23 protein-coding genes and 1 tRNA gene are annotated in these 22,636 nt (G+C 67.1%); 14 read left to right on the forward strand and 10 right to left on the reverse strand.

Going from position 1 to position 22,636, the window contains the following annotated elements; translation table 11 throughout:
* The first annotated feature begins 39 nt into the window (after positions 1 to 39).
* The 3 genes from THITHI_RS0110305 (at position 40) to THITHI_RS0110315 (ending at position 4,630) form a co-directional block, all read left to right on the forward strand.
* On the forward strand, positions 40 to 1,608 hold the full coding sequence (locus tag THITHI_RS0110305; protein WP_026186251.1) for an ArnT family glycosyltransferase: 1,569 nt from the start codon (positions 40 to 42) through the stop codon (positions 1,606 to 1,608).
* 103 nt (positions 1,609 to 1,711) lie between these two features.
* Positions 1,712 to 2,929 carry an IS256 family transposase gene (locus THITHI_RS0110310; protein WP_018231858.1) on the forward strand — a complete coding sequence of 406 codons (1,218 nt, stop codon included), beginning with the start codon at positions 1,712 to 1,714 and terminating at the stop codon, positions 2,927 to 2,929.
* A gap of 189 nt (positions 2,930 to 3,118) precedes the next feature.
* Positions 3,119 to 4,630 carry a YifB family Mg chelatase-like AAA ATPase gene (locus tag THITHI_RS0110315; RefSeq protein ID WP_026186252.1) on the forward strand — a complete coding sequence of 504 codons (1,512 nt, stop codon included), beginning with the start codon at positions 3,119 to 3,121 and terminating at the stop codon, positions 4,628 to 4,630.
* A gap of 192 nt (positions 4,631 to 4,822) precedes the next feature.
* Here the strand turns inward: THITHI_RS0110315 and THITHI_RS0110320 are convergent, their stop codons facing one another.
* A complete protein-coding gene (locus THITHI_RS0110320; RefSeq protein WP_018233016.1) occupies positions 4,823 to 5,614 on the reverse strand; it encodes a c-type cytochrome in 792 nt (263 codons plus the stop codon).
* Between the two features lie 335 nt (positions 5,615 to 5,949).
* On the opposite strand from THITHI_RS0110320, the gene THITHI_RS0110325 reads away from it, so the two are divergent.
* From THITHI_RS0110325 to THITHI_RS0110335, 3 genes are all read left to right on the forward strand, one after another.
* Positions 5,950 to 7,956 (forward strand): TonB-dependent copper receptor, encoded by a 2,007-nt coding sequence (locus THITHI_RS0110325; protein ID WP_156820520.1) that lies wholly within the window; start codon positions 5,950 to 5,952, stop codon positions 7,954 to 7,956.
* Between the two features lie 223 nt (positions 7,957 to 8,179).
* A tRNA-Arg gene (locus THITHI_RS0110330) sits at positions 8,180 to 8,256 on the forward strand.
* 205 nt (positions 8,257 to 8,461) lie between these two features.
* Positions 8,462 to 8,905 carry a small multi-drug export protein gene (locus THITHI_RS0110335; protein ID WP_018233018.1) on the forward strand — a complete coding sequence of 148 codons (444 nt, stop codon included), beginning with the start codon at positions 8,462 to 8,464 and terminating at the stop codon, positions 8,903 to 8,905.
* 173 nt (positions 8,906 to 9,078) lie between these two features.
* On the opposite strand, the gene THITHI_RS0110340 is transcribed toward THITHI_RS0110335, so the two are convergent.
* The gene (locus tag THITHI_RS0110340; RefSeq protein ID WP_026186255.1) at positions 9,079 to 9,417 is read right to left on the reverse strand and encodes a TusE/DsrC/DsvC family sulfur relay protein; all 339 of its coding nucleotides are present in this window, start codon (positions 9,415 to 9,417) and stop codon (positions 9,079 to 9,081) included.
* 172 nt (positions 9,418 to 9,589) lie between these two features.
* Between THITHI_RS0110340 and THITHI_RS0110345 the strand changes: the two genes are divergently transcribed.
* Positions 9,590 to 10,477 (forward strand): LysR family transcriptional regulator, encoded by an 888-nt coding sequence (locus THITHI_RS0110345; RefSeq protein WP_026186256.1) that lies wholly within the window; start codon positions 9,590 to 9,592, stop codon positions 10,475 to 10,477.
* Between the two features lie 3 nt (positions 10,478 to 10,480).
* On the opposite strand, the gene THITHI_RS0110350 is transcribed toward THITHI_RS0110345, so the two are convergent.
* The 4 genes from THITHI_RS0110350 to THITHI_RS0110365 all read right to left on the reverse strand — a co-directional run bounded on the left by THITHI_RS0110350 (position 10,481) and on the right by THITHI_RS0110365 (position 13,423).
* Positions 10,481 to 10,825, reverse strand: coding sequence for a DUF190 domain-containing protein (locus THITHI_RS0110350; protein WP_018233021.1), 345 nt, complete (start codon positions 10,823 to 10,825; stop codon positions 10,481 to 10,483).
* Complete coding sequence (locus THITHI_RS0110355; protein WP_018233022.1) at positions 10,822 to 11,241, reverse strand: fluoride efflux transporter FluC; 420 nt, start codon at positions 11,239 to 11,241, stop codon at positions 10,822 to 10,824. Before THITHI_RS0110355 ends, THITHI_RS0110350 begins: the two co-directional genes overlap by 4 nt.
* Positions 11,238 to 11,666 (reverse strand): fluoride efflux transporter CrcB, encoded by a 429-nt coding sequence (gene crcB / locus THITHI_RS0110360; protein ID WP_018233023.1) that lies wholly within the window; start codon positions 11,664 to 11,666, stop codon positions 11,238 to 11,240. Before crcB ends, THITHI_RS0110355 begins: the two co-directional genes overlap by 4 nt.
* A 329-nt stretch (positions 11,667 to 11,995) precedes the next feature.
* Positions 11,996 to 13,423, reverse strand: coding sequence for a CPBP family intramembrane glutamic endopeptidase (locus THITHI_RS0110365; RefSeq protein ID WP_018233024.1), 1,428 nt, complete (start codon positions 13,421 to 13,423; stop codon positions 11,996 to 11,998).
* A gap of 156 nt (positions 13,424 to 13,579) precedes the next feature.
* On the opposite strand from THITHI_RS0110365, the gene THITHI_RS0110370 reads away from it, so the two are divergent.
* From THITHI_RS0110370 to THITHI_RS18870, 7 genes are all read left to right on the forward strand, one after another.
* Positions 13,580 to 14,065, forward strand: a complete 486-nt coding sequence (locus THITHI_RS0110370; RefSeq protein ID WP_018233025.1) for a hypothetical protein — start codon at positions 13,580 to 13,582, stop codon at positions 14,063 to 14,065.
* A gap of 219 nt (positions 14,066 to 14,284) precedes the next feature.
* Entirely contained in the window at positions 14,285 to 15,415 is a 1,131-nt protein-coding gene (locus tag THITHI_RS0110375; RefSeq protein WP_018233026.1) for a PQQ-dependent sugar dehydrogenase, read from the forward strand.
* A gap of 25 nt (positions 15,416 to 15,440) precedes the next feature.
* Positions 15,441 to 16,100, forward strand: a complete 660-nt coding sequence (gene msrA, locus THITHI_RS0110380) for a peptide-methionine (S)-S-oxide reductase MsrA (RefSeq protein WP_018233027.1) — start codon at positions 15,441 to 15,443, stop codon at positions 16,098 to 16,100.
* The gene (locus tag THITHI_RS0110385) at positions 16,087 to 16,656 is read left to right on the forward strand and encodes a DUF924 family protein (RefSeq protein ID WP_018233028.1); all 570 of its coding nucleotides are present in this window, start codon (positions 16,087 to 16,089) and stop codon (positions 16,654 to 16,656) included. The genes msrA and THITHI_RS0110385 overlap by 14 nt, the downstream gene beginning before the upstream one ends.
* Before the next feature lie 357 nt (positions 16,657 to 17,013).
* Positions 17,014 to 17,787, forward strand: a complete 774-nt coding sequence (locus THITHI_RS0110390; RefSeq protein ID WP_018233029.1) for a (Fe-S)-binding protein — start codon at positions 17,014 to 17,016, stop codon at positions 17,785 to 17,787.
* A gap of 158 nt (positions 17,788 to 17,945) precedes the next feature.
* On the forward strand, positions 17,946 to 19,373 hold the full coding sequence (locus THITHI_RS0110395) for a LutB/LldF family L-lactate oxidation iron-sulfur protein (RefSeq protein WP_018233030.1): 1,428 nt from the start codon (positions 17,946 to 17,948) through the stop codon (positions 19,371 to 19,373).
* Positions 19,370 to 20,065: a LutC/YkgG family protein gene (locus THITHI_RS18870; RefSeq protein WP_018233031.1), complete on the forward strand. Its 696-nt coding sequence runs from the start codon at positions 19,370 to 19,372 to the stop codon at positions 20,063 to 20,065. The genes THITHI_RS0110395 and THITHI_RS18870 overlap by 4 nt, the downstream gene beginning before the upstream one ends.
* A 456-nt stretch (positions 20,066 to 20,521) precedes the next feature.
* On the opposite strand, the gene THITHI_RS0110405 is transcribed toward THITHI_RS18870, so the two are convergent.
* The 4 genes from THITHI_RS0110405 to THITHI_RS0110420 form a co-directional block, all read right to left on the reverse strand.
* Positions 20,522 to 20,821, reverse strand: coding sequence for a DUF2845 domain-containing protein (locus tag THITHI_RS0110405; protein ID WP_156820521.1), 300 nt, complete (start codon positions 20,819 to 20,821; stop codon positions 20,522 to 20,524).
* A 76-nt stretch (positions 20,822 to 20,897) separates the two neighbouring features.
* Positions 20,898 to 21,212, reverse strand: a complete 315-nt coding sequence (locus tag THITHI_RS18875) for a PIN domain-containing protein (protein WP_083908706.1) — start codon at positions 21,210 to 21,212, stop codon at positions 20,898 to 20,900.
* Between the two features lie 75 nt (positions 21,213 to 21,287).
* Positions 21,288 to 22,016: a transposase gene (locus THITHI_RS0110415; RefSeq protein WP_018233034.1), complete on the reverse strand. Its 729-nt coding sequence runs from the start codon at positions 22,014 to 22,016 to the stop codon at positions 21,288 to 21,290.
* Positions 22,017 to 22,162: 146 nt separating this feature from the next.
* On the reverse strand, positions 22,163 to 22,564 hold the full coding sequence (locus THITHI_RS0110420; protein ID WP_018233035.1) for a type IV pilin protein: 402 nt from the start codon (positions 22,562 to 22,564) through the stop codon (positions 22,163 to 22,165).
* Between the last annotated feature and the right edge of the window lie 72 nt (positions 22,565 to 22,636).

Raw genomic sequence — 22,636 nt, forward strand, 5'->3', positions numbered from 1 at the left:
GGACGGTTAGACTGTGCCACTTTCCAGAAAGGCCCCGGCATGACCCACACAGATCCCGGCGGGCACGGCCTGCGGACAGTCCCGGAGCGTTGGCTCGGCGTGGCGCTGGGCGTCGCGGTGTTTGCCGCGTTCTTTTTCAATCTGCACGGTTTCCCGCTGTTCGACCTGGACGAGGGCGCATTCAGCGAGGCGACCCGCGACATGCTGGCGCGGGGAGACTACATCGCCACCTACCTGTATGGCGAGCCGCGTTATGATAAGCCCATCCTCATCTACTGGCTACAGGCGGCCTCGGTCAGCCTGTTCGGGCTGAACGAGTTTGCCCTGCGCCTGCCCTCGGCGCTGGCCGCCACGGGCTGGATGCTCGCGCTCTACGCGTTCGCGGCCCGCGTATGCGACCGGCGCACCGGACTGCTGGCGGCGATCATCGGCGCCACCACGCTCGAGGTCGGCGTCATCGGCAAGGCGGCCATCGCCGACGCGCTGCTCAATCTCATGATTGCCGCGAGCCTGTTCTCCATCTATCTGCACTACCATGACGGACGGCGGCGATGGATCTACGCGGCCTTCCTGTGCATGGGCCTCGGCTTTCTCACCAAGGGCCCGGTCGCCGTGGCCATCCCGTTTGTCACGAGCCTGCTGTTCTTCGCATTCAAGGGGCGCATTCGCGACTGGCTGCGCGCCGTGTTCAACCCGCCGGGCATTGCCCTGTTTCTGCTCATCGTGCTGCCCTGGTATCTGGCGATCACGGTCCGGGAGGGCCCCGGTTTTCTGCTGGGTTTTCTGCTGGAACACAACCTGGGCCGCTTCCGGGAACCCATGGAGGGCCACAGCGGACCGATCTTCTATTACCTGCCCGTACTGCTGATCGGCACCCTGCCGTGGACTGCGATTCTGATCGCCGCCCTGTGGCGCGCGCGCGGGCAACTGCGCGACGACCTGGCGCTCTTCCTGCTCATCTGGTTCGGCTTCACATTCGTGCTCTTCTCCCTGGCAGCCACCAAGCTGCCCCACTACCTGCTCTACGGCATGACGCCGCTGTTCATCCTCATGGCCCTGGAACTGCCCCGGATGCGATCCGCATTCTGGTCGGCACTGCCGGCGGCGCTGTTCTTCGCCTTCATGCTGGCCTTCCCGGCCATCGTCGCCGCGATCAAGCCCACGGTGCGCGATCCGTTCACCGTCGCCCTGCTCACCGACGTGGACCGGCACTTCGGAGTGCTCTGGTACGGCGGCTTCGGCATCGCCCTTGCCGTCAGCCTGTGGTTCATGTTCGAGCGGCGCATTCACACCGCCTGGCGCATGATCGCGCTGGGCGTGCTGGTCACGGTGGGCGTGACGGGCCTGCTGCTGCCGACCGTAGCCGCTGTGCAGCAGGGGCCCGTTCGCGATGCGGGCATGGCCGCGCGGGACAGGCCCGAAACGGTGGTCATGTGGGGCCTGAACAACCCCAGCTTCAATGTCTACGCCGATCGGCACGTGGAACGCCGCGAGCCCCGGCCCGGGGAAGTGGCGGTAACCCGCTTCAACCGGCTGGACCCTGGTGTCGATTACGAGGTGCTTTTCGAGCGCAACGGGGTGATGCTGGTGAAGGTGGCGGAGGAGTGAAGGGGGAAGGGGGAAGGGGGAAGGATGAAGGTTGAAGGGACTGTAATTAAATCTGTGTAACTGCTTGTTTCTGTTTATGGTAGCTGAAACGGGAGGCAAGCAGATGCAAGAACAAGAGAAGAAGGAGTTGGCGGCGCGCCTGGCCAAGGGGATCAAGACGGAGAAGGATCTCAGTGATTTCAGCGCTGAGCTGATGAAGCTGGTGGTGGAAACCGCGCTGGGCGCGGAGATGGAGGCGCACCTGGGCTATGCCAAGCACGACCCGGCTGGGCACCACAGCGGCAACAGTCGCAACGGATTCAGCCGCAAGACGCTCAAGGGCAGTCACGGGGAGGTCGAGATTGCCACGCCCCGGGATCGCAACGGCAGCTTCGAGCCGCGGCTGGTGGGCAAGGGCCAGACGCGGCTGACACAGTTTGATGATCAGATCCTGGCGCTCTATGCCCGGGGCATGAGCACGCGCGACATTGTCTCGGCCTTTGAGCAGATGTACGGGGCGCAAGTGTCTGCGAACCTGGTCTCGCGGGTCACCGAGGCGGTGATCGAGCAGGTTGAGGCCTGGCAGAACCGGGTGCTCGACGAGGTCTATCCCATTGTTTTTCTGGATTGTGTGGTGCTCAAGGTGCGCCAGGACCGGCGCATGGTGAATAAATCGATGTACCTGGCGCTGGGCATCAACACCGAGGGCGAGAAGGAGTTGCTGGGGCTGTGGCTGGCCGAAACCGAGGGGGCGAAGTTCTGGCTCTCGGTGCTCACCGAGCTTCAGAACCGGGGGGTCAAGGAGATCTTCATCGCCTGCGTGGACGGGCTGAGCGGCTTCCCCGATGCCATCGAGGCGGCCTTCCCCCATGCGCGGGTGCAGCTGTGCATGGTGCACATGGTGAGAAACAGCGTGCGCTACGTCTCCTGGAAGGAGCGCAAGGCGGTGTGCCGGGACCTGCGCCAGATCTACCACAGCGCGAGCGCCGAGCAGGCCGAGGCGCAGCTTGCTGCCTTTGAGGCCGTCTGGGGCGAGCGCTATCCCAGCATTGGGCCGATCTGGCGCCGGCACTGGGCACAGGTGATCCCGCTGTTTGATTATCCGCCCGAGATCCGCAAGGTGACCTACACCACCAACGCCATCGAATCGCTCAACAGCGTCATCCGCAAGGCCACCAAGAACCGGCGTGTCTTCCCCAGCGATGCCTCGGCGATGAAGGTGGTATTCTTGGCCGTGCAGAGCGCCTCAAAGCGCTGGACCCGGCCCATCCAGAACTGGAAGGCCGCCATGCATCGATTCGAAATCGAACATGGCGAGCGAATCCGGGCCACTCAGGGATAGGCAGTTACACAAAAAGAATTACAGACTCAGGTTGAAGGATGAGGCTGGTCTTACGCCTATCGCCTATCGCCTTACGCCTTACGCCTTACGCCTACCACCTATCGCCTCACCCCCCTTCCCGCCCTTGAGCCCCCCGCCGCGCGCGGCTACCCTGTAACTACCCAAGGACGAACCCCAGTGGACGGATCCATGAACCTGGCCATCGTGCATGCCCGGGCACTCTCGGGCATCGACGCCCCGCCGGTACAAATCGAGGTGCATCTGGCCAACGGCCTGCCCGCCTTCGCCATCGTCGGTCTTCCCGAAGCCGCCGTGCGCGAGAGCCGCGAGCGGGTACGCGCCGCCCTGATCACCAGCGGCTTCGAGTTTCCCGCACGGCGCATCACCGTCAACCTCGCCCCGGCGGACCTGCCCAAGGACGGCGGACGCTTCGACCTGGGCATCGCACTGGGCCTGCTGGCGGCCTCAGCGCAGTTGCCCGTCCAGGCCCTGGAGGGTCACGAGTTCCTGGGCGAACTGGGCCTGAACGGCGAACTGCGCCCGGTGCGCGGCGTACTGCCGGCGGCCCTGGCCGCCCGGGCGGCGGGCCGGAGCCTGGTGGTGGCACAGGCGGACGCCGACGAGGCCGCGCTTGCCCGGGGGTGCCGCGTGCTGGCCGCCGACCAACTGCTGGCCGTCTGCGCCCACCTGCGCGGCGTGGAGCCCCTGGCCGGACACCCCGAACCGCAACCCTGCCGGATCTCCCCGGCCGGACCGGACATGGCGGAGGTCAGGGGCCAGCCCCAGGCAAGGCGCGTCCTGGAACTCGCAGCGGCCGGCGCCCATCACCTGCTCATGATCGGCCCGCCCGGCACCGGCAAGACCATGCTCGCCAGCCGCCTGCCGGGCCTGTTGCCCGACATGGACGACGACGAGGCCCTCGTCACGGCCGCGGTTCACGCGGTGAGCGGACAACCTCTGGACGTAGAGCGCTGGCGCCAGCGGCCGTTTCGCGCGCCGCACCACACCGCCTCCGGTGTGGCACTGGTGGGCGGCGGTTCCTACCCGCGGCCCGGCGAGGTGTCCCTGGCCCACAACGGAGTGCTGTTTCTGGATGAGCTGGCGGAGTTCGACCGCCGGGTGCTGGACGTGCTGCGCGAGCCGCTGGAGAGCGGCCGCATCACCATCTCCCGGGCCGCCCGTCAGGCGGAGTTTCCGGCGCGGTTCCAGTTGGTGGCCGCCATGAACCCGTGTCCCCAGGGCTATGACTGCGACCTGGCGGAAAACTGCCGGTGCAGCGCCGAGCAGCACCGGCGCCAGCGGGCCCGGCTTTCAGCACCCCTGCTCGACCGTATCGACCTCTCCGTGCAGGTGCCGCGGCTGCCCAGGGGCGCGCTGTTCGAGGACCACGGTCCGCCCCCCGAGGACAGCACCACCGTGCGCGGGCGCGTGCGGGAATGCCGCGAACTGCAGATGGAACGCCAGGGATGTGTCAACGCCAGGCTGGACGGACAGGACATCCATCGCCACTGCGCGCTGGATGGCACCACCCGGCAGACACTCGAGCAGGCCATGGACCGGTTCAGGCTGTCCGCCCGCTCCGCCCACCGCATCCTGCGCGTGGCGCGCACCATCGCCGATCTGGCGGAAAGTGAACACATCTCCCCGGCGCACCTCGCCGAATCCCTCAGCTACCGGGTGCTGGATCGATGGCGGTTGTAAAGCAGTGGCTTGAAGGCAGTGGCAAGTGGCAAGTCTCAAGTGGCAAGGGAACCCACCCTCACCCCGGCCCTCTCCCTGAGGGAGAGGGAGTAAAGCCCCCTCCCCCGCTTGCGGGGGAGGGTTGGGGAGGGGGCCCTTGCCACTTGAGACTTGCCACTTGCCACTGCCTTTCAGGTGGACTGATCGAAACCCTTAAAGGGTTTCGATATAAGCGGCCAGGTTGGCGATGTCCTCGTCGGACAGGGTCACGGCCTGCGGGGCCATCAGCGGCGTGTTTGGACCCACGGTCTCGCCGGCGCGGTATCTCGTGAGCAGGTCCACGATCTCCTCGGCGGTATGACCGGCCAGCTTGGGGAAGATCCCCATACCCTGGCCCTGTGCCCCGTGGCAGGCGATGCAGGTGGCAAACTTGGCCTGACCGGCGGTGGGGTCACCAGCCACAGCCTCGGCCTCCGGCTCTGCGGGGACATCCGGCTCCGCTTCGGCGTCGGCCTCCGCAACGGCCTCGGGCGCCCCGTTGTCCACGGTCTGCCCGCTCTCTTCCAGCAGGTAGACCACCGCGGCGCGCACTTCCTCGTCACTGAGGCTGGCGCCGCCCCGTGCCGGCATGGCGCCGATACCCTCGATGGCGTGCTGAACCACCGTATCCAGCCCCTGACCCAGGCGATCCGCCCAGATGCCCTCGTCACCCTTGAGGGGGGCTTCCGCGGCACCCGTATCGTGGCAAGCGGCACACACGGCGCGGTAGATATCCGATGCCGAGCGGCGCGCGGGCTCACCGTTCTCCGGCGCGTCTTCTTCGACATCGTCGGCTGTGGCCACCCGCCCGATAGGCCGGATACGCTCCTCCACGCGGGCCTGCGCGGCGGCGGCGAGGTCGTCCGGCAGGGCCGTGCGCTGCGCCACGGACACCAGCCGGGCAGCCAGGAAGAATACGGCCGCAAGCAGGACCAGTACGCTCAGTACCACCACGAACCGGGTCATGAAATCTTTGTCTTCTTGGGACGCCACAGTTTCCTCCCGCTTCTAGCGTAAGTGCGTTGACTCCCATCGGCACGATCCCGCCGCTCCTGCAGATCGCATGGGTCTTCTGCCTCGGCAGCAGGCGCGGATTATAGGGCATCGAACCGGTCGAGACCACTCGGGCAGCGATCGTGCCAAATGACAATGCGGGTGTGTCCAATGCCGCACCCACACCGGCCGCCGCGCCCCCCCTCTGACGCCAAGCCATTGAACCGACGAACGCTACCGGCTCTGGCACCGGGCTTGCTTGGCGATCACGTTATCCGGCTCATTAACCTCCTGGGAGTTCGCCAATAATGACAACTATCAGATTCGTGCGGCGTGTCGCGCCGCTATCCGCCCTGCTGCCCGCCATGGCCCTGGCCCAGGGGACCACCCTGGAGCAGGTCATCATCACCGCGCCGCAGATGGCGGACCCGCTCACCGTGATCACCGATCCGAAGGCCCCGCGCCAGCCGCTGCCGGCCCACGACGGTGCGGACTATCTCAAGACCATCCCCGGCTTCAACGTCATCCGCAAGGGGGGCACCGACGGCGACCCGGTGTTTCGCGGCATGGCCGCCTCACGCCTTAACATCGTGCTGGACGGCGAGCACATCTTCGGCGGCTGCGGCGGGCGCATGGACCCACCCACCGCCTATGTCTACCCCGAATCCTACGACCGGGTGACCGTCATCAAGGGCCCGCAGACGGTGCTGCACGGCCCCGGCAACTCCGCCGCCACGGTGCTGTTCGAGCGTGATCCGCCGCGTTTCGACGAGCCGGGCCGGGAGGGCTACGGCAGTGCCCTCCTGGGCAGCTTCGGGCGAAACGACCAGGTCCTCGGCCTCAGCGCCGGCGACGAGTCCTACTATGTGCGCGGGGGCGCGACCCGCTCCGACATGAACGACTACCGGGACGGCGACGGCACCAGGGTCCACTCCCGCTACACCCGCTGGAGCGCGGACCTGGCCGTGGGCTGGACCCCCGACGCGGACACCCTGATCGAGCTGTCCACCGCCCGCAGCGACGGGGAGGCAGCCTACGCCGATCGCATGATGGACGGCACCCTGTTCGAGCGCACCAACTGGGGCCTCAAGGCCGAACGGCGCAATCTCTCGGCGCTGATCGACAAGGTGGAGGGACAGGTCTACTACAACTACGTGGACCACGTCATGGACAACTATTCGATGCGCTCCCTGCCTCCGATGGGCATGATGGCCAACAAGCGCGTGGGCAATCCCGATCGCGAAACCACGGGCCTGCGCATGACCGCCGAGCTGTTGCCCGGCGGGGCCACCCTGGCGACCATCGGCGTGGATCACCGCCGCGACGTCCACTCCGCGCGCAGCAGCCAGAACCAGGACATGGATCCCTACCAGCTCAAACCCCGGATGGAGGATGCCCGCTTCTCCCAGACGGGGCTGTTCGGCGAGGTGGAGCATGACCTGAACGCGCGCAACCGCATCATCGGCGGTCTGCGCGTGGACTGGTGGGAAGCGGAGGACCGGCGCCGCTCCGGCCCCACGGCGGGCGAGACGCGCGACAAGACGCTGACCGGCGGCTTTGTGCGCCAGGAGCATGATCTCGGCACAGCCACGCTGCTGTACGCCGGGCTCGGCCACGTGCAGCGCTTCCCCGACTACTGGGAGCTGATCTCCCAGGGCCGCGAGAGCGAGACCACCGGCAGCGCCTTCCACACCCGCCCCGAACACACCACCCAGATCGACGTGGGGCTGATCCACGCCTCGGGCCCGTGGCACACATCCGTATCGGGCTTCATCAACCGCATCGATGACTTCATCCTCATCGACACGCGGTTCCCGGGCAAGGAGGGCACCATGGTCAGCCGCAACATCGACGCCAGCACCTGGGGCGCGGAGGCGGGGCTCGCCTGGTCCTCCGGACCCTGGAAGCTGGACGGCACGCTGGCATACGTACGTGGCGAGAACGACACGGACAACGTGCCGCTGGCGCAGATCCCGCCGCTGGAGGTGCGTCTGGGGGCCGAGTACACCACCGGTGCCTGGTCCCTTGGCGCCCTGGTGCGCGTCGTAGCCGACCAGAACCGGGTGGATGTGGGCGCCGGCAACATCGTCGGCCAGGACATCGACGAGACCGACGGCTTCACCGTGGTCTCCATCAATGGCAGCTACAGGCTGCGCCCCAACATGCTGCTCGCCGCCGGCATCGACAACCTGTTCGACGAGACCTACGCGGAACACATCAGCCGCGCCGGTTTCGCCGTGCCGGGCTTCGAGCAGACCACCCGGGTCAACGAGCCCGGCCGCAACCTGTGGGCCAGCCTCAAGGTGGATTTCTGACCGGCAGACCTCCCCGCCGCCCGTCGCGGCGGCGATACACGCGTTTGAGCAACCCCCCGTAGGAGCCCGGGGCACCGGGCGATCGGCCCTCCGGCGTTCCGACCGATCGCCCGGGGGACCGGGCTCCTACGGGGCGGGGCGGCAACCCGGCCCGCCGCATTCGCTTCGCCAGGGCCGGAACATATTCTATCCCCGCACCCGAAGCTGGTATCATGCGCCCGATGCGCCCGTAGCTCAGCTGGATAGAGCGCTGCCCTCCGGAGGCAGAGGTCAGAGGTTCGAATCCTCTCGGGCGCGCCATTCACTCACGTTCGTGTCGCTTCCGGTCGGATTGCCGGCCCCTCGGCACAGCCTCGCGGCGCTCGGCTCGTGCGAAGCGGTGCTTCGCGCAGATCACTCGCCTCGCCCTCTCGGGCGCGCCATTCACCCTCCTCGCCCTCCCGGGCACGCCCTGTCAGCTCCTGCTACGATCTGCGACCTGCTCCCTGCATCGTGACCGTTCGCCGTGGATCTGCTCTGGCACTACACACTGGTCTTCCTGGCCGCCGCCACGCCCTGGATCGAGATCCTGATCGTGATCCCCGTCGCCATCGGCGCCGGGCTGGCGCCCGTGCCGGTAGCCCTACTGAGTTTCGTGGGCAACGGACTGCCGGTACTGGCCATCGTGGTCCTGTTTCGCTGGTGGGAGCGGCGCAGGGGCCCGGTGCGGCGGCGCTGGAACCGCCGGGCGGTGCGCGTCTGGACCCGTTGGGGGCTGCCGGGCCTGGCACTGCTCGGACCGCTGGTCACGGGCATTCACCTGGCGGCGGTGATGGCCCTGGCCCTGCATGCGGAGCGCCGTGCCACAATCTGGTGGATGACCGCGAGCCTGGCCGCCTGGACCGTGGGCACGACCCTCGCCACGGTGGCCGGGCTGGAGGGTCTGCGGCAGCTGCTCGGCCGGGAATGAGCAAGGGAAGCCGCGGGCGGCTGGTACCTGCCTGCAGGTCTGCGACCAACGGTCAAAAAAAAAGACCCCGCTTCCTCACGAAAGCGGGGTACGGGGCCTCGATGGCCCGCGGCACTTCACCCATGTACTCGATTCATCTGCCCGGCCCGCTCCCGGCGGTCGGACCGTCGACCTCAGCCGGTGCTCCACGCCCGCGGACGCCGCATGCCGGCGATCTTGCACACCTGCTGCATGTAGCCGTAGGGAAAGAGTTCGTAGAGGCGCTGGCGGGCCCGGTCTCCGTAGCCCAGTTCCTCGGCGATGTACTTGATGACAAACCGGGCATCGATGGCCACATGCTGGGTCTCGAAGTGCTCGCGAATGTACTCCAGCACCTTGCGATGCTCCTCGGTGAGCACCACGCCTTCACGGTCCGCGATGGTCTCGGCCACCTTCTCGTCCCATGCCTCGGGGTCGATCAGATAGCCCTCGTCGTCGGTCTCGATACGCATGCTGTTGACTTGTATGCTCATGGAAATCTCCCGTCCGGTTTCACCTGTCAGGGGTTGCATCACGGCCCCGGTGCACTGTGGCGACAGGGCGCCGGGGACGGCTTTGATTTCCACTATAGGGATGATTTAGCCAAAGGCAAACGAAAGTTATTGCACTTTAATATCGTTATGACAGATATTAATACCCATGCCTCTGGATACGGACCAGATTCGAACCTTCCTGGCGGTGGCGGCCCACGGCAGCTTCGTGGAGGCCGGCGAACGGCTGCATGTCACCCAGTCCACGGTGAGCGCCCGCATCCAGAAGCTGGAAGCCGACCTGGGCGCCCGATTGTTCGTGCGCAACCGCTCGGGCGCCAACCTCACAACGGCCGGCCGGCGCTTCATGCGTCATGCCAAGGCCCTGATGCTGACCCTGGAGCAGGCCCGCCACGACGTGGGTCTGCCGGGCCGGTTTCGCGCCAGCATCACCGTGGGGGCCCGCATCGCCCTGTGGGAGGGGTTTTTCCTGCCGCGGTGGCTGGACCGTCTGCGCCGCAGTGCGCCGCATATCGCGGTGAGCAGCGAGATCGGCTTCGAGGAGGACCTGATGCGGCGGCTGGTGGAGGGCACGCTGGACATCGGCCTGATGTACACCCCCCAGCACAGCCCGGGGCTGGTGGTGGAACACCTGTTCGACGAGACCCTGGTGCTGCTCACCACGGACCCGGAGCGGCCCTGGCCCGACGACGGGTACGTGCACGTGGACTGGGGCCCGGCGTTCCATGCCCGGCATGCCAACCATTACCCGGACATGGAACGCCCGGCGCTGCACGCCAACCTCGGCTGGCTGGGCATCCAGATCATCCTCTGCAGCGGCGGATCCTGCTTCATGCCAATTCGCGTGGCGCGGCCGTTGGTGGACGCGGGGCAGCTCTTTCTGGTGCCCGACAGTCCGCGCTTTTCACTGCCCGCGTACATGGTCTTCGCGCGCGAGCGGGATGCATCGGCGGTGGCGTACGCGCTCGAGACACTGCGCGAGGTGGCGGCCGCCGAAGCGGCGCACGGTGCCCGGGAGAGCGCGTCTGCTCCGGTGGCGTAGGGGTCAGTCCAGGCCCGCGTCGTGGCCGTAGCGCAACACACGCACGTTCTCCAGTGTCACCAGGGCGCTGCCCAGCATGGGGACGAGCCGCTCCAGAAAGCCCTTGATGCGCGCCTCGGCGTCGACCATCTCGATCACGACGGGGAGATCCTCGGACAGGCGCAGGATCTTCGCCGTGTGCAGCCGGCTGGAGCGCCCGTAACCCATGGGCCCGCGCAGCAACGTGGCGCCGGCCAGGCCCTGCTCGCGGGCCTCGAGCACGATGGCCTCGTGCAGGGGCCTGCCCTCGAACTCGTCCGATTCGCCGATGAAGATGCGCAGCAGGGTCGCCTGGACGTAGTCGGTCATGAATCACTCCGCCTGAGCCGGTTCAAGCGCATGCCCGCGGCGTGTCCGGCCCACACGGCCGCGAGCCAGGCGGCGAGCGAGACGCCCACATAAAGCAGCGCCACACCGCTTCGCCCCTCACCGAACAGTAGCAGGGTTTCCAGGCTGAAGATGGAGAAGGTGGTAAACCCGCCGCAGAACCCGCCCAGCACGAACTGGCGCGCGGCGGGTCGAGCCATGAGTCTGCCGCCCGGTTCCGTGAGCGCCGCGTACAGGCCGATCAGCCAGGAGCCCAGCACGTTGGCGATCAAGGTGCCCCAGGCAAAGGCGGGGCCCAGGGCGACGAGCGCCGCCACGGATACCAGGTGCCGGGTGACGGCCCCCAGCGCACTGCCCAGGGCCACGGCCAGGTAGATGCGACCCGCACCCCCCTTCATGGTCCGCCTCCGAGAAGCGTCAGGGTCAGCGCGTGGCCGGCGGCGGCGGCGCCGAGGCACAGCGATACCGAGAGGATCACGTTGGCGGCCGCGCGTCGTCGCTCACCCTCGCGCAACAGGGCAAGGGTCTGGAGGCTGAACGAGGATACCGTGGTGTAGCTGCCGAGCACCCCCACCACCAGGGCCGCCCACAATGACACCGTGAGCCCGTGTCCGTCTCCCGGAGGCAGCAGGGCCGCGAGCACACCGATGCAGAGGGCGCCGCTCACGTTCACGGCCATGGTGCCCCAGGGGAAGGTCTCGCCGACGGCGCGCCCCACCACCCCCGAGAGCCAGTAGCGGGTCAGCCCGCCGACAAATCCGCCCAGGGCGATCATCGCGAGCAGCGCGGGACTCAATCCCGGCACCGGCAGCGGACCCTCCATCACCGGCCCCGACGCGCCGCGGGGGCGGTGACGCGAAGCCGCGCTTCCGCCCGACTCACGGGGGACCGGCCGTCAGTTGGCAGCAGAACGTGCGTCATGGGCGTCCATTGATAGCAGAAGTCGCGCCGCAAAACCCGTCGTTCCTGTGCCTGCTGTTGAGTTCGAAGTTCAAGGTTCAATGTTCAAGGTTCAAAGTTCAAAGGGAGAGGCGGGAACCGAATGCGGCTTCTCACCCGCGAGTCCGTTGCATTTCCTTTGAGCATTGAACTTTGAACTTTGAACCTTGATTTCCAAGCCCGTCGGACAAACGAGGCGGGGCGCCCCCGATCTCAGCGATAGAACAGCATCAACGTGGATACCGCCAGCGCGTTGCCGATGGCATGCGCCGCCATGCCCGGCAGCAGGCTGCGGAAACGCTCGAAGCTCCAGGCGAGCACCAGGCCGCTCCAGAACACCGACAGCATGGCGGTCATGGAATACAGGTGCAGGCCGCTGAACAGGGCGGCGGAGAGCACGATGGCCAGCCAGGGCCGCATCACGCTCCTGAGCGTCACATAGACCAGACCCCGGAAGGCGATCTCCTCGATCACCGCGGCCCACACCACCGCGTTGAACCCCGTGATCAGCGTATTGCGCAGGGAGCCGAACAGGGCCAGTTCGTGTATGCCGTGGGACCAGTGGCCCTCCAGCCCGGCGGCCCACCCGAGCCAGGCAATGACCATGTTGCCGCCCCACTGGATGGCCAGCACCACGAGGGTCACTGCGGCGAGGGCGCGCAGTCCCACACCGGAAAGGCTCAGCCCGAAGGCCTGCACATAGCCGATGCCCCGCGGGCGCAGCAGGTGCCGGTGGATGAGCCACAGCATGGGCAGGGCGACCACCAGCGTGCTCCACATGGAGAGGATGCCGGGGCGGAAGTAATGCTGCTGAAACAGGCTCAGACCCAGGGCGATGAGTACCGCGTAGAGGGCCGCACGCACCCCCACGGCAAGACCCTGGAGCGGCGCCCAGGGTTGATCCAGCACCGCCGCGCGCCAGGGCGGCGGCCGGGTGAACACCCGGGCCCGCACCAGCAGGATGATCCCCGCGCCAAGGGTGCCCGCCACGAATGCGGCGAGCCAGCGCAGGCGCTCGCGCATCTCTGTACCCCGTACCGCGAGGGCGGTGCGGAAGGCCCCGGCGGTCTCCAGGTCCCCCGCCCGCTCGGCCAGACGCATGCGCAGATGGTCGCGCCCCCAGCCGCCGGGCACCATGCGTGCGCCATAACGCAGCTCGGCTGGGATGAGCGTCTCACCTTCCACCCCGTAGGCATGGGCCAGGGTGGCCCGGAGCACGTCCTCCTCCGGCCCGCTGCCCAGGGTCTGCAATCCCTCGACGAAGGCCTCGACCCGGCCGGTCTCGGCCAGCGCGATCAGCCAGCGTGCGCGGGTGTTCTGTTCATTCCAGGGGCGGGTGCGGGACGGGTTGCGGGCGAACCATTCCAGCGTCTCCGCGTAGATATCGATGGACTTGCGCTCCACCGCCTCCCGGGGGCCGAACAGCATCCGGTGCATGGCGCGTTCCCACGCGGGCACGGTCTCGTAGCCGCCATAGAAATACAGGTGCCGGTCGGCCTTACGGCCCGCGGACTCGCCCACGAAGCGCAACCCCGAGGGGCCCTCACTGATCGCGGCCGGGTACAAGGTGAACACCATGACACCGGCCACCAGCAACGCCAACAGGCCGGTGAACCATGGATTGGGTCGGGTTTCCCCCATGAGCCTCATGGACCGTGGCGCGATCCGCAGGTTCCCGGGCCCGGTTGGTGCGCCGCGGAGCCGGCGGATGCGTCGACGCGACCGGCGGGTCACAAAGCCCCCGGGTTTGGTTTAAGGTTAGGAGAGTATTCTTCACCGGTCGAGCGGAGGACAACCATGGCTCAGTCGGATTACCGGGTCACACTCACCGGACCCTCGGCCTCCGGCGTGCCGCCGGACCAGGCCCGGGCGGCGCTGGCGCGGCTGTTCAAGCTGCCTGACGACCGGGTGCAGGCGCTGCTGGCCGAGCTCCCGGTGGTGATCAAGAAGGGCCTGGACGAGGCCACCGCCCGCAAGTACCAGGCCGTCCTGCAGCAGGCCGGCTGGCGCGCGGAGATCAGTGCACCCGGATCATCCTCCACCTACGCTCCGCCGGGCGGAGGGGCGGCGGGCACGGCCCTGGAGGCCACCCTGGCACCGCCAGGCGCGCTCATGGCCGACCCCCGGGATGTCCCGCCGCTGGAGGTGGACCTTTCCGGTCTGACCCTGGCCGAGCCCGGCGCGCAGATCGGGGAATCCCGCGAGGCGGCCCCGCTGCGGGTGGACCTCTCCGGCCTCACCCTGGCCGAGCCCGGCGCCCGCCTGGACAAGGATCCGTCCTGACGCGCCGGGTTCCACCCGTTTGCCGGGCAACCCGGATCCGCGCGCGGCGGGGACGACCGCGACCGCGTTGAACACCTGCGGGCAATGGGCGCCGGATCACCTTCACGCTTCGCGGCACCCGCGCCAACTTCCCCGGGGAACTCCGCCCGCCCGCCGGACACGAAAGGTGCATGAGGCCTGTGACGGCCGCCACCGGTCGGTTTTCAACGGGAGACGCCCATGACTCATCGCAGCCACTTGAGCCTGGCATTCGCCGTACTCGCCTTCGGCCTTGCCGCCGCCTGCGCCGCCGACACCCGCTTCGACACCCGGGAGCACGTGGTGCGCATGGTGGAGGTCGCCGACAACCTGGAACATCCCTGGTCCCTGGCCTTTCTGCCCGGCGGCGACATGCTGATCACGGAACGGCCCGGCCGGTTGCGGATCCTGCGCGACGGTGTACTGCTGGCGGACCCGGTACCCGGTCTTCCGGAGATCCGCGCCATCCGCCAGGGCGGACTGCTGGACCTGGCCGTCCATCCGGAGTTCGAGGCCAATCGCCTCCTGTACTGGTCCTACTCCGCCGACCACGGGCGCGGCGTGACCACCCATGTGGCCCGGGGGCGCCTCGAGAACGATGCGCTGCACGACGTGGAGGTCCTGTTCATCGCCGAGCCGGCTTCCGACGGCGGCCGCCACTTCGGCTCCCGGCTGCTGTTCGACCGCGTGGGTTATCTCTACATCACCGTGGGTGACCGCGGCGAGATGGAGCGCGCCCAGGCGCTGGACGACCACGCCGGCACCACCATCCGCCTGCACGACGACGGGCGCACTCCCGGGGACAACCCGTTCACGGACCGTGACGACGCCCGGCCGGAGATCTACACTTACGGCAACCGCAACGCCCAAGGCATGGCCCTCCACCCGGAGACCGGCGCCGTCTGGCAGAACGAGCATGGCCCCCGGGGTGGCGACGAGGTCAATCTCATCCGCCCCGGTGTGAATTACGGCTGGCCGGTGATCACCCACGGGATCGACTATTCCGGCGCCACCATCGGCGAAGGCATCACCGAGAAAGAAGGCATGGCGCAACCGGTACACCACTGGACGCCGTCCATCGCGCCTTCCGGCATGGCCTTCTATACCGGCGACAGATTTCCGCGCTGGCGGGGCGACCTGTTCGTGGGCGCCCTCGCCCGCACCCATGTGGCCCGGCTGGTGATGGAGGGTGATCGCGTGGTGGACGAGGAACCGCTCTTCCGGGAGCTGGGCCAGCGAATCCGCGACGTACGCCAGGGGCCCGACGGCTACCTGTGGCTGCTGACAGACCATCGCAACGGCCGGCTGCTGCGCCTGGAGCCGGCAGACTGAACCCGCTTCCGGGAGGACACGATCCATGTTCGGATTCATGAAGCCCGCCCTGATGCCCCGTCCGGAAGAGGCGCTCCCCGGCCGGGCGGACGCCATGCCCGTGCCGGAACGCCACGCGGTGCTCGGCACACCGCTCACCCCGCCCTGGCCCGAGGGCTTCGAGGAGGCTGTCTTCGGGCTGGGCTGTTTCTGGGGCGCGGAGAAGGCCTTCTGGGCACTACCCGGCGTGTACACCACGGCGGTGGGCTACGCGGCGGGCTTCACCCCGAACCCCACCTACCGGGAGGTATGCAGCGGTCGTACCGGCCACAACGAGGTGGTGCGCGTGGTCTACGACCCTGCGAAGATCACGTTTGCGGACCTGCTCAGGGTGTTCTTGGAAACCCACGACCCCACCCAGGGGATGCGCCAGGGCAACGACGTGGGCACCCAGTACCGCTCGGGCATCTACGTGAGCGGGCCGGACCGGCAGGCCGAGGCGAAGGCCTCCATGCACGCCTACGCGGCCGCGCTTGCCGACCGGGGCCTCGGACCCGTCACCACGGAGATCCGCGACGCCGCGGAATTCTACTACGCCGAGGACTACCATCAGCAGTACCTGGCCAGGAACCCGGGTGGCTACTGCGGCCTGGGCGGCACCGGTGTAACCTGCCCCGACTGGAGCCCGCGGGATGCCGGTGCCTGAGGCGGACCCCGCCGCGGGGGCGGCGCAGATCCTGGAGTTCTGGTTCGCCGGGCGCATCCGTTCCCGCTGGTTTCATTCCACCCCGCAACTGGACCGGGAGATCCGGGAACGCTTCGAGCCCCTGTGGCGGCAGGCGGCCGCGGGGGATCTGGATCACTGGGGCGACACCGCCGAGGGTGCCCTGGCCCTGGCCATCCTGCTGGACCAGTTTCCCCTGAACATGTTTCGCGGCACGCCCGAGTCCTTCTCCACGGAGGCCGCCGCACGCGCAGTGGCCGACGCCGCCATCGCCCGGGGCCTCGACCGGGAACTGAGCCCGGATCAGAAAGCCTTCCTGTACATGCCCTTCATGCACAGCGAGTCCCTGACGGATCAGGAGCGTTCCCTGGAACTGTTCTCCCGGCCGGGCCTGGAACACAACCGCCAATGGGCCGGACATCACCGGGACATCATTGCCCGCTTCGGGCGATTCCCTCACCGCAACGCCATCCTAGGCCGGGAAAACACCGCCGGGGAGCAGGCCTGGCTCGACAGCGACGACGCCTACCGCGGTTGATCGGGCGCAAGGACCTTGGGCGGGATTGTCTAGTTCACGGACCCCGATCCCGGACCTGATGTGTCTCGGGAAGTAAAGGCGGATTTGCCACAGAGGGCACAGAGGAAAAGACCTGAACGACTGCAGATCAGGCGCATCATCATCCCGCCTGCAAAGCCCCGGCCCATCGGCAACGCCTCGCTTTCGCATTAAACCTCTGTGACCTCTGTGCCCTCTGTGGCTGATCATTTCTGATACTGAAACCTCTGTGGCCGACCCTGGCCGATCCTGAATGGCTTCACGCCCCATTGCATCCTGCGCGGTTCGCCGTGCCAATCGCCTGTTTATTCCCGCACCGCCCGGGCCTAATATGGACCCATGACCACGACACCCGCCCCGCGCCATGTCGGCCTGTTCGTCACCTGCCTGGTGGATCTGTACAGACCCTCGGTGGGTTTCTCCGCGGTGAAGCTGCTGGAGCAGGCCGGCTGCCGGATGGAGGTGCCACCCGCCCAGACGTGCTGCGGGCAGCCCGCCTACAACAGCGGCGACAACCCCACCGCCGCCGACCTGGCCCGACAGGTGATCGAGGCCTTCGAACACTGCGACCACGTCGTGCTGCCTTCCGGCTCGTGTGCGGGCATGGTGCATGACTACCCGCGGCTGTTCGAAACCGAGCCCGACTGGCAGATCCGCGCCAGGGCACTGGCGGACAAGACCTTCGAACTCACCAGCTTTCTCACCGACGTATGCGGCATGACCTCCGTCGACGCGCGCTATGCCGGCACCGTGACCTACCATGACAGCTGCTCCGGCCTGCGCCAGCTGGGCGTGAAGCGCCAGCCCCGCGACCTGCTGGCCACAGTGGACGGTCTGCAGCTCGACGAGATGGCGGACGCCGAGGTGTGCTGCGGCTTCGGCGGCACATTCTGCGTCAAGTATCCGGAGATCTCCCGGCGCATGGTGTCCGACAAGTCCGACGCCATCACCGCCACCGGCGCGGACACGGTGCTGGGCGGCGACCTCGGCTGTCTGCTCAACATCGCCGGCCGGCTCAAGGCCGTGGACAGCCCGGTGAAGGTCTACCATGTGGCCGAGGTGCTGGCCGGTATGACGGATCATCCGGGTCTTGGGGAGCCCGAGATCAAATGAAAAGGCAATTTGCCACAGAGGTCACAGAGGTCACAGAGGTCACAGAGGCAAGAGACAACAACCCGGCTGAGCACCTCCCACATGTGGATGTATACAAGCGCGCTTCATGACATTGTTTTTCTCTGTGCCCTCTGTGGCAAAAAAGGTTTTCCGACAACATGACCCAGCCCCGTAGCCAGGAATTCAAGACCCGCGCCGTGGAAGCCCTTCGCGACGAGACGCTGCGCAGCGCGCTCGCGCGCGCAAAGGACGGGTTCGTGCTCAAGCGCCGGGTGGCCTTCGAGGCCCTGCCCGAGTACGAGGCGCTGCGCGATCGCGCCGTGGTCATCAAGAACCACGCCCTGGAAAACCTGGATTATTACCTGGAGCGCTACGAGGAGGCCGTCACCCGCCAGGGCGGGCACGTGCACTGGGCCGCCACCCCGGAGGACGCCTGCCGCATCGTGGTGGAGATCTGCCGGGACGCCGGCGCCCGCAGCGTCACCAAGGGCAAGTCCATGGTGGGCGAGGAGGTGAACGTCAACGAGGCCCTGGAGGCCGCGGGGATGGAAGCGGTGGAGACGGACCTGGGCGAATACATCATCCAGCTGGCCGGGGAACTGCCCAGTCACATCATCGCCCCCGCCGTGCACAAGACCCGGGGGCAGATCTCGGATCTCTTCCAGGAACACCACGCGAAATACGGCCTGACGGAGAGGCTCACCGAGATCCCGGACCTCGTCAACGAGGCCCGCCAGGTGCTGCGCCAGAAGTATCTGGATGCGGACGTGGGCATCACCGGCGCCAACTTCCTGATCGCCGAAACCGGCTCCAGCATCATCGTCACCAACGAGGGCAACGGTGATCTCACCAACACCCTGCCGAGAGTGCATGTCGTCACGGCGGGCATCGAGAAGGTGGTGCCCACCCTGGAGGATGCCACCACCCTGCTCCGCCTGCTGCCGCGCAGCGCCACGGGCCAGCAGATCACCAGCTACACCACCCTGTCCACCGGCCCGCGGCGCACCGATGATCCGGACGGCCCGGACCAGTACCACGTGGTGCTGGTGGACAACTGCCGTTCCGCCATGCTGAAGGACGAGTTCCGGGAGATGCTCCGCTGCATCCGCTGCGGGGCCTGTCTGAATCACTGTCCGGTATACGGGGCGGTCGGCGGACATGCCTATGGCTGGGTGTATCCCGGCCCCATGGGTTCGGTGCTCACGCCGCTCACACTGGGGCTTCGGGAAGCGCAGGACCTGCCCAACGCCTGCACGCTCAACGGCCGCTGCCGCGAAGTCTGTCCGGTGCGCATCCCCCTGCCGGACCTGTTGCGCACCTTGCGCCATCGGCAGTTCGAGCATCACCTGGGTACTCGCCGTGCCCGCTGGGCGCTGGCTGCCTGGGGCTGGCTGGCCCGCCGCCCGGGGCTCTATCGGCAGGTGACGGCCCTGCAGGCGCGCGCGCTCGCATTCCTTGCCGGACGGCGCGGCCGCCTCGACGCCCTGCCGCTGGCCCGTGCCTGGTTCCGGGGCGGGCGCGTCTTGCCCGCGCCCCAGGGCGACACCTTCATGGCCGCCTGGAAACGCAGGGAGAAGGACCAATGAGCGGGGCGCGTGACCACATCCTCGCCGCCATCCGGCGGGGGCTCGGACGCGGTCCCCTGTCGGCGGCGTCCCGGGAGGCCCTGGATGCGCGCCTGCGCCCCGGCGCGGGCGCGCAAGACAACCTCCGGCCCCGCCTGCCGGTAGGTGACCTGACCACGCTGTTCCGCTCGCGCCTGGAGGCGGCGGCAGGCTCGCTCGAGCCGCTGGACGCCGAGACCGGGGTGCCCGCGCGCGTGGCCACCTACATGACCGGGCGGGGACTGGCCGGTCCCGTCGCCGTGGCGCCGTCGCTGGAAACGCTGGATTGGCGGAGCGCAGAGCTCGAGCCGCGCTTCGGCCGAAGCTTCGGCGAGGAACCGTTGTGCGTGAGCCGCGCGTTCTGCGCCGTGGCCGAGACGGGCAGCCTCGTCCTGCTCTCCGGACCGGAGAATCCCACCACGCTCAACTTCCTGCCGGACCATCACCTGGTGGTCCTTCACGCGGCCGATCTGGTCAGCCATCTGGAGGACGCATGGGACCGCATCCGCGCACGGGATGCCGTCTGGCCGCGCACGGTGAATCTCATCACGGGACCGTCACGCACCGCGGACGTGGAACAGACGATCCAGCTCGGGGCCCATGGGCCGAGAAGCCTGCACGTGCTATGGGTCGAGTCCGACGTTCCGGAGTCGGTCGCCTCGCAGACCGGGTGAAGGCGCAGCCGTAGCCGGCAATGGCGCAATGCCCGTCCGGCAGGGAAAGGACAGACGGGATGCGCAGGGTTAGCAGGCTGTTGAAAAACCCTCGGGCGGCGCCATGCTGCGTTGGAAAGCGGCTCAAAATGCTCATGTACTCCCGTGTACACTGCGCTTTTTCGCCACTTTCCGCCTTGCCTGGCATCCGCCGGAGACTTTTTCAACAGCCTGCTAGGGGCCTGACCGGGTGAAGGCGCTTCAATCGGTTCTTCGACGTTTCGAGTGGAATGCCTTCGTTGGCGACAGCCGGAACATGCACGTCCCGTTGTAGATGGATACACACGTAGGAGCCCGGTCCTCCGGGCGATGCGCCCCTGACCGGGGACAACCATGAATTCCCGGACGTCGTCAAATCCACTCGAAACGGCGAAGGGCGCTTCGGCGGCCGTAGCCGAGGGTAGAGGGATCTGCGGGTCAGAACCGGGACCAGCGGATCTCGATGATGTGCCCGCCGCTGACCCGGATGGTGTAGTTCAGGTCATTGTGCCGATAGAACCAGGTCTCCTGTTGCTGCCAGCGCTCGCAGCCGTACACGCCCCGCCGCACGCACACATCCTCCCGGCTGCGATACAGGGGTTCCCCCAGATGTTCCAGCAGCAGGTAGGCGGGGCTGCCCTCGCGGATCAGCACCCCGTCAAAACGCAGGCTGGAGGCCGCAGCCGTGCCGGCGGCGATCAGCAGAATGAGTACCGCGATGCGTGACATCCTGTTCATGACCTTCTCCCTGGCCGGCATGAGGGGCCGGTGGATTCAGGTGTCGACTCAACCCGCATATTGCACCAAAACGGATTCAACGACCCGATGCCGGCTCCGGAACTTCCGACTCGAAGGGGTTGAGCACGACAACCTGATCCAGGGTCTGACCATGCTGCAAATCTTCACTCAGCAGATAGCGGCATCCTGCCCGGCTTGCCGCCGCGACGATCAGTGCGTCCCACCATGAGAGATGATAACGGGCTTCCAGTGTCCAGGCCACCTCCAGGACCAGGCTGTCGGCAGACACTGGCCGCCAGGACATGAGGTCTCGGACATCCGAACGCGCTGACTCCACATCCATTCCCGGTGTCAATTTTCTGGTAACGACCTGGTAGTACTCCTGCAACACCTGATAGCTAAGGAAATCAAGGGGTCAGAGTTGTTGAAGTTGGTTTCAACAACTCTGACCCCTTGATTCGTTCTGTCATGTTTGGTGGGGACACGCCGGCTTGCGCTGGCGATACGCCTTGCTGCGCCGATCACCCCCATGGTTCAGTCGTGTCACCGGTCGGCGCAGTACCGCTTCGACCTCCTTCCGAAAGCGCTTGCCACCCAGAATCGTTCCGGCATGTGTCGCGTCCCGGATTTCCCGCAGGGTTCGAGATTCAAGGTGGCCGTCGAACAATGCCCTGTAGGCCGCCTCCCGCTCCGCAATGGTCGGCCCCAATGCACGATAGATGGGATGCGGCGTAGTCAGGTTGTCTGCGAGGCCTCGGGCATTGCACCCGTAACTTGACCAGGAGTACTCACCGGGGTGCGCCACCATCCCGGCGCGCACCGGATTGAGTTCGATATAGCGGCTGCATACCAGCAGGTAGTTCTCGGAATCCACCACCACCGACTTATAGCGCCCTTCCCATAACGTACCCGTTCGACCGTGACGCGTATTCACATAGCGGACGTAGCGCCGGCCAACGGCCTGCATCATGCGCGCAGGCCCCTGCTCATCCTCGGGGGTCAGAAGCAAGTGCACGTGGTTGGTCATCAGCACGTAGGCATGAATGGCGCAGCCATGGCGCTTGGCAGCATCACGCAGGTCGTTCAGGTAACGCGGATAATCGCAGCGCTCAAAGAAGACATCCCCACGATTATTGCCACGCTGGATGATATGTAACGGCTGACCCGGGATCACGATCCGTGGCATCCGTGCCATGGACGACTCCTTATCTCCTTAACTCAAAAAAAATGGGCCGGTGGGCAATCAGCTTTCCAATCGTCCGAACCCGATCCCAACGACGTCCGGTTACCAGCAAGTCAGCCGACTCGGGTGGATCAACGACTCTGACCCCTTGATCCGGGTCAGCGCCAGCAATCGTTCTCCGCAGCCGTGCGCTGCCCGGCCTGGTCGAGCGACAGGGCGCCGCATCGATGGCCCGCCTGCGGGCCCGTGGGGGTGGCGGTCAGGGTGAACGTGGTGGCGGTCACGTTGCCCAGGGCGATGTTGTAGGCGGTGGTGGAGTTCGGGTTCCGCGGAGAGATGGAGAAGGGCAGGTTCGCGGTGGTGATGCCGGCATAGGAATTGTTCAGTGAATAGCGCCGCTCCACCCACTGGGCCAGTTCCATCAGGTCCCCCTGCACGGTGGCCACCCGACTGTCCTGGATGTGGCGCGTGTAAGCGCCGTAGGCGATCGTCCCCAGGATGGCGACGATCACCACGACGATCATCACCTCGATCAGTGTAAAACCCCTGTTCCTGTCCATTTGCATGGTTTCCTTTCGTTCCAGGCGACTTGCCTCTTCAAGACCGGTTGACGCACGGGCCGGGCATCATGC

This window comes from Thioalkalivibrio thiocyanodenitrificans ARhD 1 (assembly GCF_000378965.1).
GTDB classification, from domain to species: domain Bacteria; phylum Pseudomonadota; class Gammaproteobacteria; order Ectothiorhodospirales; family Ectothiorhodospiraceae; genus Thioalkalivibrio_A; species Thioalkalivibrio_A thiocyanodenitrificans.

What these genes read in the sequence shown, in the direction of transcription:
- THITHI_RS0110305 (WP_026186251.1), top strand. Translation starts at nt 40, where the DNA reads ATGACCCACACAGATCCCGGCGGGCACGGCCTGCGGACAGTCCCGGAG.
- THITHI_RS0110310 (WP_018231858.1), top strand. Translation starts at nt 1,712, where the DNA reads ATGCAAGAACAAGAGAAGAAGGAGTTGGCGGCGCGCCTGGCCAAGGGG.
- THITHI_RS0110315 (WP_026186252.1), top strand. Translation starts at nt 3,119, where the DNA reads ATGAACCTGGCCATCGTGCATGCCCGGGCACTCTCGGGCATCGACGCC.
- THITHI_RS0110320 (WP_018233016.1), bottom strand. Translation starts at nt 5,614, where the DNA reads ATGACCCGGTTCGTGGTGGTACTGAGCGTACTGGTCCTGCTTGCGGCC.
- THITHI_RS0110325 (WP_156820520.1), top strand. Translation starts at nt 5,950, where the DNA reads ATGACAACTATCAGATTCGTGCGGCGTGTCGCGCCGCTATCCGCCCTG.
- THITHI_RS0110340 (WP_026186255.1), bottom strand. Translation starts at nt 9,417, where the DNA reads ATGAGCATACAAGTCAACAGCATGCGTATCGAGACCGACGACGAGGGC.
- THITHI_RS0110350 (WP_018233021.1), bottom strand. Translation starts at nt 10,825, where the DNA reads ATGACCGACTACGTCCAGGCGACCCTGCTGCGCATCTTCATCGGCGAA.
- THITHI_RS0110355 (WP_018233022.1), bottom strand. Translation starts at nt 11,241, where the DNA reads ATGAAGGGGGGTGCGGGTCGCATCTACCTGGCCGTGGCCCTGGGCAGT.
- crcB (WP_018233023.1), bottom strand. Translation starts at nt 11,666, where the DNA reads ATGGAGGGTCCGCTGCCGGTGCCGGGATTGAGTCCCGCGCTGCTCGCG.
- THITHI_RS0110365 (WP_018233024.1), bottom strand. Translation starts at nt 13,423, where the DNA reads ATGGGGGAAACCCGACCCAATCCATGGTTCACCGGCCTGTTGGCGTTG.
- THITHI_RS0110370 (WP_018233025.1), top strand. Translation starts at nt 13,580, where the DNA reads ATGGCTCAGTCGGATTACCGGGTCACACTCACCGGACCCTCGGCCTCC.
- THITHI_RS0110375 (WP_018233026.1), top strand. Translation starts at nt 14,285, where the DNA reads ATGACTCATCGCAGCCACTTGAGCCTGGCATTCGCCGTACTCGCCTTC.
- msrA (WP_018233027.1), top strand. Translation starts at nt 15,441, where the DNA reads ATGTTCGGATTCATGAAGCCCGCCCTGATGCCCCGTCCGGAAGAGGCG.
- THITHI_RS0110385 (WP_018233028.1), top strand. Translation starts at nt 16,087, where the DNA reads ATGCCGGTGCCTGAGGCGGACCCCGCCGCGGGGGCGGCGCAGATCCTG.
- THITHI_RS0110390 (WP_018233029.1), top strand. Translation starts at nt 17,014, where the DNA reads ATGACCACGACACCCGCCCCGCGCCATGTCGGCCTGTTCGTCACCTGC.
- THITHI_RS0110395 (WP_018233030.1), top strand. Translation starts at nt 17,946, where the DNA reads ATGACCCAGCCCCGTAGCCAGGAATTCAAGACCCGCGCCGTGGAAGCC.
- THITHI_RS18870 (WP_018233031.1), top strand. Translation starts at nt 19,370, where the DNA reads ATGAGCGGGGCGCGTGACCACATCCTCGCCGCCATCCGGCGGGGGCTC.
- THITHI_RS0110405 (WP_156820521.1), bottom strand. Translation starts at nt 20,821, where the DNA reads ATGAACAGGATGTCACGCATCGCGGTACTCATTCTGCTGATCGCCGCC.
- THITHI_RS0110415 (WP_018233034.1), bottom strand. Translation starts at nt 22,016, where the DNA reads ATGGCACGGATGCCACGGATCGTGATCCCGGGTCAGCCGTTACATATC.
- THITHI_RS0110420 (WP_018233035.1), bottom strand. Translation starts at nt 22,564, where the DNA reads ATGGACAGGAACAGGGGTTTTACACTGATCGAGGTGATGATCGTCGTG.